The sequence below is a fragment of the Streptomyces sp. AC512_CC834 genome, from assembly GCF_019049325.1.
GTDB lineage: Bacteria > Actinomycetota > Actinomycetes > Streptomycetales > Streptomycetaceae > Streptomyces.
Map to the genome: position 1 here is coordinate 13,254 of NZ_JAGMUO010000013.1, position 12,307 is coordinate 25,560.

Annotated in this window: 12 protein-coding genes; 3 read left to right on the forward strand and 9 right to left on the reverse strand. The window is 71.3% G+C overall.

Translation table 11 applies throughout. The features are described from left to right. Window positions 1-20 precede the first annotated feature (20 nt). Window positions 21-2,624 (reverse strand): FHA domain-containing protein, encoded by a 2,604-nt coding sequence (locus tag KUM40_RS03465; RefSeq protein WP_217162675.1) that lies wholly within the window; start codon window positions 2,622-2,624, stop codon window positions 21-23. A gap of 239 nt (window positions 2,625-2,863) precedes the next feature. Between KUM40_RS03465 and KUM40_RS03470 the strand changes: the two genes are divergently transcribed. Both KUM40_RS03470 and serB read left to right on the forward strand, forming a co-directional pair. Beyond that, window positions 2,864-4,810, forward strand: a complete 1,947-nt coding sequence (locus KUM40_RS03470) for a streptophobe family protein (protein ID WP_254394489.1) — start codon at window positions 2,864-2,866, stop codon at window positions 4,808-4,810. 350 nt (window positions 4,811-5,160) lie between these two features. Further along, a complete protein-coding gene (gene serB / locus KUM40_RS03475) occupies window positions 5,161-6,393 on the forward strand; it encodes a phosphoserine phosphatase SerB (protein WP_217162677.1) in 1,233 nt (410 codons plus the stop codon). A 105-nt stretch (window positions 6,394-6,498) separates the two neighbouring features. On the opposite strand, the gene KUM40_RS03480 is transcribed toward serB, so the two are convergent. The 4 genes from KUM40_RS03480 to KUM40_RS03490 all read right to left on the reverse strand — a co-directional run bounded on the left by KUM40_RS03480 (window position 6,499) and on the right by KUM40_RS03490 (window position 8,930). Next, window positions 6,499-7,017 carry a histidine phosphatase family protein gene (locus KUM40_RS03480; RefSeq protein WP_217162678.1) on the reverse strand — a complete coding sequence of 173 codons (519 nt, stop codon included), beginning with the start codon at window positions 7,015-7,017 and terminating at the stop codon, window positions 6,499-6,501. 92 nt (window positions 7,018-7,109) lie between these two features. Beyond that, window positions 7,110-7,316 (reverse strand): hypothetical protein, encoded by a 207-nt coding sequence (locus KUM40_RS03485; protein WP_217162679.1) that lies wholly within the window; start codon window positions 7,314-7,316, stop codon window positions 7,110-7,112. 186 nt (window positions 7,317-7,502) lie between these two features. Continuing rightward, window positions 7,503-7,619, reverse strand: a complete 117-nt coding sequence (locus KUM40_RS40990) for an SGM_5486 family transporter-associated protein (protein ID WP_254394490.1) — start codon at window positions 7,617-7,619, stop codon at window positions 7,503-7,505. Window positions 7,620-7,676: 57 nt separating this feature from the next. Further along, the gene (locus KUM40_RS03490) at window positions 7,677-8,930 is read right to left on the reverse strand and encodes a CynX/NimT family MFS transporter (protein WP_374227338.1); all 1,254 of its coding nucleotides are present in this window, start codon (window positions 8,928-8,930) and stop codon (window positions 7,677-7,679) included. A gap of 143 nt (window positions 8,931-9,073) precedes the next feature. On the opposite strand from KUM40_RS03490, the gene KUM40_RS03495 reads away from it, so the two are divergent. Next, the gene (locus KUM40_RS03495) at window positions 9,074-9,766 is read left to right on the forward strand and encodes a FadR/GntR family transcriptional regulator (protein WP_217162681.1); all 693 of its coding nucleotides are present in this window, start codon (window positions 9,074-9,076) and stop codon (window positions 9,764-9,766) included. Here KUM40_RS03495 and KUM40_RS03500 read toward each other — a convergent pair. The 4 genes from KUM40_RS03500 to KUM40_RS03515 all read right to left on the reverse strand — a co-directional run bounded on the left by KUM40_RS03500 (window position 9,744) and on the right by KUM40_RS03515 (window position 12,306). After that, window positions 9,744-10,094, reverse strand: coding sequence for a hypothetical protein (locus tag KUM40_RS03500; protein ID WP_217162682.1), 351 nt, complete (start codon window positions 10,092-10,094; stop codon window positions 9,744-9,746). The genes KUM40_RS03495 and KUM40_RS03500 overlap by 23 nt on opposite strands. Before the next feature lie 175 nt (window positions 10,095-10,269). Continuing rightward, entirely contained in the window at window positions 10,270-11,037 is a 768-nt protein-coding gene (gene fabI, locus KUM40_RS03505) for an enoyl-ACP reductase FabI (protein ID WP_217162685.1), read from the reverse strand. 5 nt (window positions 11,038-11,042) lie between these two features. After that, a complete protein-coding gene (gene fabG / locus KUM40_RS03510) occupies window positions 11,043-11,747 on the reverse strand; it encodes a 3-oxoacyl-[acyl-carrier-protein] reductase (protein ID WP_217162687.1) in 705 nt (234 codons plus the stop codon). 172 nt (window positions 11,748-11,919) lie between these two features. After that, window positions 11,920-12,306 (reverse strand): PIN domain-containing protein, encoded by a 387-nt coding sequence (locus tag KUM40_RS03515; protein ID WP_254394508.1) that lies wholly within the window; start codon window positions 12,304-12,306, stop codon window positions 11,920-11,922. Window position 12,307 lies beyond the last annotated feature (1 nt).

A 12,307-nucleotide genomic window follows, 5' to 3' on the forward strand; every position in this document is an offset into this window, starting at 1 on the left:
GGTGGCCTTCGGGCCGTGGACTACTTGCGCATGACCTCGGGCTCGTGGCGGCGCAGGAAGCGGGCCACGAAGAAGCCGCAGATCACGCCGAGGACGATCAGCGCGGCCATGTCCATGCCCCAGGCGCCGAGGGTGTGCTCCCACAGCGGGTCCGCCTCGGCACCCTTCTCGGGCGGGCTGATCTTGTTGAAGTCCAGCGTGGCACCCGCCGCGGCGACCGCCCAGCGTGAGGGCATCAGGTACGAGAACTGGTTGACGCCGACCGCGCCGTTCAGGGCGAAGAGGCAGCCGGTGAAGACGACCTGGATGATCGCGAACATGACCAGCAGCGGCATGGTCTTCTCGGCGGTCTTCACCAGCGAGGAGATGATCAGGCCGAACATCATCGAGGTGAAGCCCAGCGCCATGATCGGCAGGGACAGCTCGACGAGCGTCATGCCCCCGAGGACCAGCCCCTCCTCCGGGATCTCCCGGGTGGCGAATCCGATCACGCCGACCAGCAGGCCCTGCAGCACGGTGATCACGCCGAGCACGAAGACCTTGGACATCAGGTACGCGGACCGGGACAGGCCGGTCGCGCGTTCCCGCTCGTAGATCACCCGTTCCTTGATCAGCTCACGGACCGAGTTCGCGGCGCCCGCGAAGCACGCGCCGACCGCGAGGATCAGCAGGACCGTGGTCGCGGTGCCGTTGGGGATGATCCGGCCATCCGCGTTGGGCGGGTTGGGCAACAGACCCTTGTCCGCGTCGATGAGCAGGCTCACCGCGCCCAGCACGGCCGGCAGGATCACCATCAGGGCCAGGAAGCCCTTGTCGGAGACGATCACCGAGGTATAGCGACGCACCAGTGTGACGAACTGGGACATCCAGCCCTGCGGTTTCGGCGGCTTCATCGCCTGCATCGCCGGTACCTGTACGGACTGCGCGGCGACGGCGTCGAGGTCCGCGGCGTACATCTGGTAGTGCTGCGAGCCCTTCCAGCGGCCCGCCCAGTCGTAGTCGCGGTAGTTCTCGAAGGCGGAGAAGACGTCGGCCCAGGTGTCGTAGCCGAAGAAGTTCAGCGCCTCCTCGGGCGGGCCGAAGTAGGCCACCGAACCGCCCGGCGCCATCACCAGCAGCTTGTCGCAGGTCGCCAGCTCGGCCACCGAGTGGGTGACGACGAGGACGGTGCGGCCGTCGTCGGCGAGGCCGCGCAGCAACTGCATGACGTCACGGTCCATGCCCGGGTCGAGGCCGGAGGTCGGCTCGTCCAGGAAGATCAGCGACGGCTTGGTGAGCAGCTCCAGGGCGACGGAGACGCGCTTGCGCTGGCCGCCGGACAGGGACGTGACCTTCTTGTCCTTGTGGATGTCCAGCTTCAGCTCGCGCAGCACCTCGTCGATACGGGCGTCGCGCTCGGCGGCCGTGGTGTCGGCCGGGAAGCGGAGCTTCGCCGCGTACTTCAGCGCCTTCTTGACGGTCAGCTCCTTGTGCAGGATGTCGTCCTGCGGGACCAGACCGATGCGCTGACGCAGCTCGGCGAACTGCTTGTACAGGTTCCGGTTGTCGTAGAGGACCTCGCCCTGGTCGGCGGGCCGGTATCCGGTGAGCGCCTTGAGCAGGGTCGACTTGCCGGAGCCGGACGGGCCGATGACCGCGATCAGCGACTTCTCGGGTACGCCGAAGGAGACGTCCTTGAGGATCTGCTTGCCGCCGTCGACCGTGACGGTCAGGTGCCGGGCGGAGAAGGAGACCTCACCGGTGTCGACGAACTCCTCGAGCCGGTCGCCAACGATCCGGAACGTCGAGTGGCCGACGCCCACGATGTCGGTCGGGCCGAGGAGCTGAGAGCCGCCCTTGGCGATCGGCAGACCGTTGACGTACGTGCCGTTGTGCGAGCCCAGGTCGCGGATCTCCATGCGCCCGTCGGGCGTGGCGTGGAACTCCGCGTGGTTGCGGGAGACCTGCAGGTCGGAGACGACCAGCTCGTTCTCCAGGGCACGGCCGATGCGCATCACCCGGCCGAGCGAGAACTGGTGGAACGTGGTCGGGCTGCGGTCGCCGTAGACCGGTGGCGCCCCCGCCGCGCCGCCGGGTCCCTGCTGCTGGGGGAAGTGCGGCGCGGCCTGCTGCGGCGGCTGCTGTTGCTGTTGCTGTTGCTGTTGCTGTTGCTGTTGCTGCCAGCCGGCCTGCTGGGCCTGTTGCTGCTGCCCGTACTGCGGAGCCTGTTGCTGCGGTGCCTGTTGCTGCGGCGGCTCCTGCGCCGGCGCCTGCGGGGCCCAGCCCGCGTTCGCGCTCTGCGCGGCGTACGGCTGCTGCTGCGGTTGGGCCTGCGGCGTGCCGACGGCGGCCTGGGCCGCGGTCAGGTTCACGCGCGGTCCGTCGGTCGCGTTGCCGAGGTTCAGCACCGTGCCGGCGCCGAGCTCCATCTGCTGGACCCGCTGTCCGTGCACGAACGTGCCGTTGGTGCTGCCGTGATCCTCGACGACCCAACTGCGGCCGTTGAAACTGATCGTGGCATGCCGCCAGGAGACCCTGGCGTCGTCGTAAACAAGCTCCCCCTGCGGATCGCGTCCGAGCGCGTATGACCGGGACGGATCGAGCGTCCAGGTCCGTCCATTGGATTCCAGTACGAGTTCCGGCACTCCAGCCCCACTGAGTTGTCCCCCGATGTACCCCCGTCGCGGGGAGTCTAGGGATGTCGAACATCGGGGGGAACTATTTCAGGCTCGGGCCCCTGACCGAAAGTCGGGCCTTGTGAAAAGTGCGTAGGCACCCACCGGCCGTTCCCGTTGACGGGGTTGAAACCTGCCCGGACAGTGGTATTCCACGCGAGGGGGACATGCGCGGCAACCTCGCCGCGCAGCGGATCGGGGGGTCTGCCATGAGCGCGTCCACAAGCGTCGGATCCGAGGGCCACGGCACCAGGGTGCCGTGGGGTGACGTACTGCTGTCCGCGATCGCCGCCGTGAGCTGGGCGTTGATCGGCATGGCGGGTACGGCGGCGCTCGGCCTGCATCTGCTGGACGCGGACGCGGCGGGCTCGCTCGGGACGATGACCGCGGCGGTCGTGGCGCTCGGGGCGGGTGGTTCGGTCACGCCGGCCGGTGATGTGTCCGCGTTCGGGCTGAAAGGAGCGGAGGCCCACACGGCCATCGAGATCACGCCACTGGGGGTGAGCCTGGTCGGTGCGCTGATCCTGTCGTTCTTCTTCCTGCGTTCTTTGCGAGCGGCCGGAGTTGTCGTCTCCCCCGCCGAACTTCTCGCGCGCGCGGGTGCGGTGGTCGGCCTGTTCGTGGCGATGACGGGCGGCCTGGCGTGGGCGGGTCACGACGTCATCACGATCGACGGCGGTGCGCTGGGGCTCGACGACCTGCCCGGCGGGGGCGGTGGCGGTGACGGTGGTCTGGAGATTCCGGGGCTCGGGGACGTGGGCGACATCGGCGGGCTGCTGCCCGACCGGGTCGGTGACCTCGTCGACGCACAGGCCGCCGTCGGGTTCACCGTCGACACCGTGCCGACGCTGCTGGGCGGGCTGGCCTGGTCCGCCGGCGTGCTGCTGATCGCGCTGCTGGCCTCGCGCCGCACGCCGCTGCCGCGCGGGTGCGAGGCCGTGCACCGGGTGGTGCGGCCGGCGGTGTCCGCCCTGGTCACGGTCGCGCTGACGGCGATTGCCGCCGGACTCGCGGCGGCGGCCTACGCGGCGATCGGCGACGACCACCCCCGGCGGATCGCGGGGGCGGCGCTGCTGGGCGCGCCGAACGGGGTCTGGCTCGGCGTCCCGGTCGGCCTCTTCGTGCCGTGGGACGGGCGGGCCACCGGTGAGCTGGTGCGGGTGCTCCCGGCTCCGCTGGACGACCTGCTGGGCGCGGGCTCCGAGGAGCCGGTCACGCTGGGGCGGCTGGCGGAGCTGGACGGGCGGGTGTGGCTGCTGGGGGTGGCCGCGGCGCTGATGATGCTGCTGGCCGGGGTACTGACGGCGGTACGGACACCCGTGGCGCCCGTGGCGCCCGGTGAGACACGTTCCTTCGCCTTCGCAGGGCGCTGCGCCCTGCGGCTGGGCGTCGCCACCGCGCTGACGCTGCCGCTACTGGCCTGGCTGACGGAGGTGTCCGTGAACGCCTCCCTGTCGGTGCTCGGTATCGATGCCTTCGGCGCGGGCATCGACCTGCGCGGACACCTCAGCACGGCCCTGCTGCTGGGTGCCGCGTGGGGCGCGGGTGCGGGAGCCGCCGGGGCGCTGCTGGCGCGGGCGAGCGGGGCGGCGGGGACGGGGGCGACGGAGGTGGCACGGGGTGCCGGGATGGCTGGGGTGGGGGTGGGGGCGGGTGATCCGAAGCATGCCGGGCCGCCCCCGCCGTCGGGACCGTACTGGCCTGCTGCGCCGCACCGGCCGCCCAATCCGGGCTCCAATCCATACCTGCGGTTGCGGGAGGGGGCCGGGGCGGGGGCGGGGGCGGGCCCAGAGTCGGCCCCAGGGTGCTCAGAGAGCCCAGAGGCAGGATGGGAACCGGGACGAATGCCAGGAACGGGAGAACCCGAAGACGCGCGGCCGTCCGGGGCACAGCCGCGCGGCGGCACAGGGCAGCGACCGGGCGGCGAGGGCCATGGGACCGGCGGCCCCGGGCAGTACGGCGACGAGGCAGGTCAGGAAGCCGACGGGACTGATCGCCCACCCGACGACGTGTACGGCGCCCCCACGGTGGCCGGACCGCTCGGGCAGCCGCCGGGAACGCCGCGCCGACCGCCGCCCCGCCGCTGGGGCGAGCGCCCACCGCCCCCTCCGCCCCCGCCTCCGGCGCCACCGCCGCGCCCCAGGGACGGACAATGAAGGGCGGCAGCGGTCCGGAGAGTGTCCCCGGCCGCATCCGTCCGCGTCCGCTCTCCGGCCGCACCCGCAGAGCGGAAGCTGACGCCGTATCTCGCGGACCCGAGAGGGCCCTGACGGCCGGCTGCGGCCACCCCGCGGTGGTACGCACAACCACCGGCACGACCGGCCCGAGTCCCCCGAGGCGGCCTCCGCGCGTGCAGGCGCCCGGTCACCGCCCGCCAGGGCGCGAAAAGCTCGCGGACCCCGCTCCCCCGCCACCGCCCCTGCCCCCGCCCGGCCCCCACGGGTCGTGTCCGTCAGGCGGACCTCAGGGGCGGGAGGCACCGCGTGCCGGATACGGTTGGAGCACCATGAGCGCTTCGCAGACCTCTGACGTTCCCACGCTTCTCGTCAAGATCTTCGGCAAGGACCGACCGGGCATCACGGCCGGCCTGTTCGACACCCTCGCCGCCTACTCCGTCGATGTCGTCGACATCGAGCAGGTCGTCACCCGTGGCCGGATCGTGCTGTGCGCGCTCGTGACCGAGCCGCCCCGTGGCCTGGAGGGCGACCTGCGGGCGACCGTCCACGGCTGGGCCGAGTCGCTGAAGCTGCAGGCTGAGATCATCTCCGGCATCGGCGACAACCGGCCGCGCGGTCTCGGCCGCTCCCTGGTCACGGTGCTCGGGCACCCGCTCACCGCGGAGGCGACCGCCGCCATAGCGGCCCGGATCACCGAGTCCGGCAGCAACATCGACCGTATTTTCCGGCTGGCCAAGTACCCGGTGACCGCCGTCGAGTTCGCGGTGTCCGGCGTGGAGACCGAACCGCTGCGCACGACGCTGGCCACCGAGGCCGCGGCGCTCGGCGTGGACATCGCGGTCGTCGCGGCGGGGCTGCACCGGCGGGCGCAGCGCCTGGTCGTGATGGACGTGGACTCCACGCTGATCCAGGACGAGGTCATCGAACTGTTCGCCGCGCACGCCGGCTGCGAGGACAAGGTCGCCGAGGTGACGGCGGCCGCGATGCGCGGGGAGCTGGACTTCGAGCAGTCGCTGCACGCGCGCGTGGCGTTGCTGGCGGGGCTGGACGCGTCGGTGGTGGAGAAGGTGCGCGCCGAGGTGCGGCTGACGCCGGGTGCCCGCACCCTGATCCGCACGCTGAAGCGGCTCGGCTACCAGGTGGGAGTCGTCTCCGGCGGTTTCACGCAGGTCACCGACGCTCTGAAGGAGCGGCTGGGGCTGGACTTCGCCCAGGCCAACACGCTGGAGATCGTCGACGGCAGGCTGACCGGCCGGGTCACCGGGGAGATCGTGGACCGGGCGGGCAAGGCGCGGCTGCTGCGCCGGTTCGCCGCCGAGGCGGGCGTACCGCTGTCGCAGACGGTGGCGATCGGCGACGGCGCCAACGACCTGGACATGCTGAACGCGGCGGGTCTCGGTGTCGCCTTCAACGCCAAGCCGGTGGTGCGCGAGGCGGCGCACACCGCGGTGAACGTGCCCTTCCTGGACACGGTGCTCTACCTGCTGGGCATCACCCGGGAGGAGGTCGAGGCCGCGGACACGGTGGACGAGGGTCTCGGCCTGTCCCTCGACCGGCTCTGATCCGGCGGGCGGGCCTCCGGCGGGGGCCCTCCGGCGCGGCGGTCCCGGCACGAGGAGGGCCCGGACCGCGAGGATGCCGGGCCCGGGCCCTGTCAGGTGCGTGGGTCAGTCGGTCGGCGCCCAGTAGTCGACCAGGGAAGCCCTGCCGGGTTCCACGTCCTTCCAGGCGCCCGTGAAGGTCAGGACGGCGAAGGCGGCGGTCGGGAAGCCACGGCTGCCCATCCGCTCGCGGGCCTCGTCCTCCGCCGAACCGGCCAGGATCTCGGTCACTCCCTCCATGCCGGGATTGTGGCCGATCACCAGCACGTTCTGCAGGTCGTCGGGGGTCTCGTTGAGCACGGCGATCAGCTCGCCGGGCGAGGCCTCGTAGATCCGCTCCTCATAGACGGTTTTCGGCCGGTGCGGGAACTCCTGGACGGCGAGCTTCCAGGTCTCGCGGGTCCGGGTCGAGGTGGAGCACAGGGCCTGGTCGAAGGGCACGCCGGTATCCGCCAGCCGGCGCCCGGCCTCTGCGGCGTCCTTGCGGCCCCGGTCGGCGAGCGGCCGCTCGTGGTCGGTCACCTGTGGCCAGTCGGCTTTCGCATGCCGGAAGAGAACAATCCTGCGGGGTTCTGCGACGCTCATGGCATCCAGCTTCGCATGAAACAGGCCATGGGGCTCTGGGAGTTGACATGCGGATTCACCGCGTGACGGGCGTCGCGGGCTCCGGTCCGGGCTCAGCGCGCGGTGAGCTGCTCCACGCGCTCCAGGAGATGGGCGATCGCGGGCTGCTCCGCGGCCGCGTGGGCGTCGGCGGGATTGAGTATCAGCAGGAGCAGCGCGACGAAGGCGAGCACGGGCAGGGCGAGGGCCCACCAGGGCAGCCGGATGTCGACGCCGCCGCGGGTCGCCTGGGGAGGCCGGGTCTGGGTAGGGGCCGACATGAGTGCCTCCGCTGGTCTTCGGGCGTCCCTGGTCCGTGCTGCGCGGCCCGCCTGTGGCGGGCACATCTCGAAGCTACGGAGTCCGCGGGCTCCAACCCATCCGGAGGTCCACCCACTTCACCCTGACCCTCGCCCCCTAGGGGATGGGGGGTTAACCCCACCATCCGGCGGCCGACGAGGGCGGCGTCACGGCGAGGCGATCGTCGCGATGATGCCGATGATCACGAAGATCGCGAGGAAGGAACCGAAGATGATCAGCATCTTCTTCTGGCCGTGCTGGGGGTTCGGGTCGAGGACTGGCATACGGCAAGTCTCGCATCCGTCGCCCGGGCCGGGTCCGGCGGGCCACCGACCGGGGGGTCAGCGGGCCGCCTCCTCCTCGACCGTGCGATCGCGCCCCGCCATGAAGCCGACCACCATCTGCGGCACCATCAGCGCGCTCATCAGTGCGATCGGCAGGCCCCAGCCGCCGCTGTGCTGGTAGAGCACGCCCACCAGCAGCGGGCCCGGGATGGAGATCAGGTAGCCGGTGCTCTGTGCGAAGGCGGACAACTGGGCGACGCCCGCTCCCGTCTTGGCCCGCATCCCGACCATGGTCAGCGCGAGCGGGAAGGCGCAGTTGGAGACGCCGAGCAGCAGGGCCCAGGCCCAGGCGCCGCCGACGGGGGCGAAGTACAGACCGGCGTATCCGGCGAGCCCGCACACGCCCAGGACCAGCACGATCGGGCCCTGGTGCGGCAGGCGGGTCGCCACCCGCGGGATGACGAAGGCGAGGGGTACGCCCATCACCATGATGACGGCGAGCAGCAGTCCGGCGGTGCCGGCGGACACGCCCGAGTCGCGGAAGATCTGCGCCATCCACCCCATCGTGATGTACGCGGCGGTGGCCTGGAGGCCGAAGAAGACGGCGAGCGCCCAGGCCGTACGGCTGCGGGTGATCCGCAGCGGGGGCTGTTCGGCGGTCTGCCCGCTCTGCCCGGTCTCCTGCCGCGGCGACGGCGTGGACGGCGCCTTCCGGTCCCGCACGAAGGGGATCCACGACACGATGGCCACGGCGGGCAGTACGGCCCAGACCGCGAGGCCCGGCTGCCAGTGGCCGCCCAGCGCGTTGGTCACGGGCACGGTCGCCGCGGCGGCGATGGAGGTGCCGAAGGCGAGGGCCATCGAGTACAGGCCGGTCATGGAGCCGACCCGGTCGGGGAAGTAGCGCTTGACGATGACCGGCATCAGGACGTTGCTGACCGCGATGCCCATCAGCGCGAGGGCGGTGGCGGCCAGGAAGCCGGCGGTACCGCCGGCGTACGGGCGTATCAGCAGGCCGGTGGTGATGGCGACCATGCCCGCGCAGACCACCGCGCCGGGTCCGAAGCGGCGGGCCAGCCGGGGGGCGGTGACCCCGAAGACGGCGAAGCAGAGCGGGGGCACGGAGGTGAGCAGTCCGGCGACACTGCCGCTCATGCCGAGCCCGTCGCGGACCTCTTCCAGGAGGGCGCCCAGGCTGGTGATGGCGGGGCGCAGGTTGAGCGCGGCGAGGACGATCCCGAGGAGGAGCAGGCGGGTGGTCCACGTCGTCCACGCGCGCGTGCCGGACGCCTCGCCGGGTGTCTCGCGCATCCCGCTGCCGTCCGTACGCGTCTCCGCACTCGTCTCCGTACGTGTCTCCGTCCGGGTTTCGTCACTAGCCATGAGACCCATCATAGAATCATGGGATGATTGATTGTCCACTCGCGTTGTCCACTCGCGTACGAAGGTGAGCCATGCCCCTGAGCCATCCCCGTCGTTCGGCACTGTCCGAGCAGGTCATCGCGGCGTTGCGACAGCAGATCGCCTCGGGCGAGTGGCCGGTCGGCTCCCGTATCCCCACCGAGCCCGAACTGGTCGAGCAGCTCGGCGTCGCCCGGAACACGGTCCGTGAGGCGGTCCGCGCGCTGGCCCACAACGGCCTGCTGGACATCCGCCAGGGCTCGGGCACGTACGTCGTGGCGACCAGCGAGCTGGCGGGCGTGATGCAGCGCCGCTTCGCCGACGCCGACCGCCGGCACGTCGCCGAGCTGCGTTCCACGCTGGAGTCGGCCGCCGCCCGGCTGGCCGCCGAGCGGCGCACGGAGAAGGACCTCAAGCAGTTGGACACGCTGATGGTGCGCCGCGAGGAGGCCTGGGAGACGGGCGACACGGAGGCCTTCGTGACGGCGGACGCGACCTTCCACCTGGCCGTCGTGGCCGCCTCGCACAACGACGTGATGACCGCGATGTACGCGGACCTGGGCGAGGTGATGCGGGACTGGCTGCGCGGGGACGTCGGCAGCGAGCTGACGCCCGAGACCCACATGGACCACACCCGGCTGGTCGACGCGATCCGCGCGGGGGACGCCGAAACGGCGGGGACGGAGGCCGCGGGCTACCCGTTCCTGTGCCGCCCCGGGCGGGTCAGCCGGCCCTCCGGTGGCTGACCCACGCCGACCCGACCGCCTTCCAGCACCGGCCGTCCAGACGTACGGTCTGCGCGGGCCCGGCCTCGACCGCCGGACCGTCGCTGTCGAGGTCCCACCAGCGCGCGCACTCGACGTGCAGGCGCACGTGGTCGGTCTCCGGGTACGGGTTGTGGCAGTACGCGGTCACATCGGAGCCGTCGACGCGGACCCGGCACTCGGCACCGAAGGGCTGTGCCGACGCGGTGTCCCCGGCGGGCACGCGCGCGTGGGACATCGCTTCGTACGGCAGGATCAGCACGCAGCCGAGGGCGAGGGTCGCTGAGGCCAGGCGGGCGAGTGGACGCACGAGGGGACCTCCTCGGCCGCACTGGGAGGGAAAGCGTGCATGGAGCACGCACCTCAGCATGCGCCGCCGCCCGCCCCACCGCCCGGCCGGCTGAGCCGAACGGGTGAGCCGAACGGGTGCATGCCGCGGGCTCGCACCCCGAAAAGGGATGCGGGCCCGCGAAGGCGATCGTCGTTCAGGCGCCGATGGCGTGCAGACCGCCGTCGACGTGGACGATCTCGCCCGTGGTCTTGGGGAACCAGTCGCTCAACAGCGCGACGATGCCGCGGCCGGCCGGCTCGGGGTCCTTGAGGTCCCACTCCAGCGGGGAGCGGCTGTCCCACACGGCGGCCAGGTCACTGAAGCCCGGGATGGACTTGGCGGCCATGGAGCCGAGCGGGCCCGCCGAGACCAGGTTGCAGCGGATGTTCTGCTTGCCCAGGTCACGGGCCATGTAGCGGCTGGTGGCCTCCAGCGCGGCCTTGGCCGGGCCCATCCAGTCGTACTGCGGCCAGGCGTACTGCGCGTCGAAGGTGAGGCCGACGACGGAGCCGCCGTTCTGCATCAGCGGCAGGCAGGCCGTGGTCAGCGACTTCAGGGAGAACGCCGAGACGTGCATCGCGGTGGCGACGGACTCGAACGGCGTGTTGAGGAAGTTGCCGCCGAGCGCGTCCTGCGGCGCGAAGCCGATGGAGTGCACGACGCCGTCGAGGCCGCCCAGCTCCTCGCCGACGACGTCGGCGAGCCGGCCGAGGTGCTCGTCGTTGGTGACGTCCAGCTCGATGACCTTGGTGGGCTTGGGCAGCTTCTTGGCGATGCGCTCGGTCAGGGTGGGCCGCGGGAACGCGGTCAGGATGACCTCGGCACCCTGCTCCTGGGCCAGCTTGGCGGCGTGGAAGGCGATGGACGCCTCCGTCAGCACACCGGTGATCAGGACGCGCTTGCCCTCGAGAATTCCGCTCATGGTGATCAGTGACCCATTCCCAGTCCGCCGTCAACGGGGATGACGGCTCCAGTGATGTACGAGGCGTCGTCCGAGGCAAGGAACCGCACCGTCGCGGCGATCTCCTCGGTCCGCGCGTACCGGGCGAGCGGCACCTGGGCGAGGATCTTCGCCTGCTGCTCCTCGGTGAGCTCCCTGGTCATGTCGGTGTCGACGAAGCCGGGCGCGACGACGTTGAAGGTGATGTTGCGCGAGCCCAGCTCACGGGCGAGGGAGCGCGCGAAGCCGACCAGCGCGGCCTTGGAGGCGGCGTAGTTCGCCTGCCCCGCGGACCCGAGGAGACCGACCACCGAGGAGATGAGGACGACGCGGCCCTTCTTGGCGCGGAGCATGGCGCGGTTCGCGCGCTTGACGACGCGGAAGGTGCCGGTGAGGTTGGTGTCGATGACGGACGTGAAGTCCTCCTCCGACATCCGCATCAGCAACTGGTCCTTGTTGACGCCGGCGTTGGCGATCAGGACCTCGACGGGACCGTGTGCTTCCTCGATCTCCTTGTAGGCCTGCTCCACCTGCTCAGTGTCGGTGATGTCGCACTTGACGGCGAGGAAGCCCGTGGGCGGCTCACCCGAGCGGTACGTGATCGCGACCTTGTCGCCGGCGTCGGTGAATGCGCGGGCGATGGCGAGGCCGATGCCCCGGTTGCCTCCGGTGACGAGAACCGAGCGGCTCAACGGATCACCCTTTCCCTAGCGGTCTGTTGTCCGCCCGAACACCCGGATGACAGGCGGTTATGACAGGCGGCTTCCTCGAAAATCTATCGGTCCCCGCCCGTCGGCGAAGACTCGGGCGCCCACAGTGGCTTACGGAGCTGACTGTCGGGTCCCTACAGAACCGCGCAGGGCTTCAGCCCTCGATACCGGGCGCGTGGGCGGGCAGGCCTTCCGCACGAGCCGTCTCCAGCATTCGGCGGTCGTAGGTCACCAGGGCCGTCAGGTCGTCCCGCAGCGACAGTGCGCCGGCCACGTGGATCGCGTCCAGTGTCCTCAGCCGCCCGACCAGCAGCGCCGCACCGTCACGCACCTCTCGGGTGAGGAGGATCTCGGTGATGCGGACGTCCAGATCATCCATCGCCTTCGGAAAGTGCCCCACGAGATCCAGCGTCCGTACGGTCTCCGCGAAACCGAGCGTGCTGGTGGCGAGCGGCTCCGTGGCCCGCTGCTGGAGGAAGGCGTCCAAGTCGCCCCAGTGATCCCGGCGCGTCATCCACGTGACCAGCGCGGACGTATCCATG

What these genes read in the sequence shown, in the direction of transcription:
- KUM40_RS03480 (WP_217162678.1), bottom strand. Translation starts at nt 7,017, where the DNA reads ATGAGCGTCGCAGAACCCCGCAGGATTGTTCTCTTCCGGCATGCGAAA.
- KUM40_RS03495 (WP_217162681.1), top strand. Translation starts at nt 9,074, where the DNA reads ATGCCCCTGAGCCATCCCCGTCGTTCGGCACTGTCCGAGCAGGTCATC.
- KUM40_RS03485 (WP_217162679.1), bottom strand. Translation starts at nt 7,316, where the DNA reads ATGTCGGCCCCTACCCAGACCCGGCCTCCCCAGGCGACCCGCGGCGGC.
- KUM40_RS03470 (WP_254394489.1), top strand. Translation starts at nt 2,864, where the DNA reads ATGAGCGCGTCCACAAGCGTCGGATCCGAGGGCCACGGCACCAGGGTG.
- KUM40_RS03490 (WP_374227338.1), bottom strand. Translation starts at nt 8,930, where the DNA reads ATGCGCGAGACACCCGGCGAGGCGTCCGGCACGCGCGCGTGGACGACG.
- serB (WP_217162677.1), top strand. Translation starts at nt 5,161, where the DNA reads ATGAGCGCTTCGCAGACCTCTGACGTTCCCACGCTTCTCGTCAAGATC.
- KUM40_RS03515 (WP_254394508.1), bottom strand. Translation starts at nt 12,306, where the DNA reads ATGGATACGTCCGCGCTGGTCACGTGGATGACGCGCCGGGATCACTGG.
- KUM40_RS40990 (WP_254394490.1), bottom strand. Translation starts at nt 7,619, where the DNA reads ATGCCAGTCCTCGACCCGAACCCCCAGCACGGCCAGAAGAAGATGCTG.
- fabI (WP_217162685.1), bottom strand. Translation starts at nt 11,037, where the DNA reads ATGAGCGGAATTCTCGAGGGCAAGCGCGTCCTGATCACCGGTGTGCTG.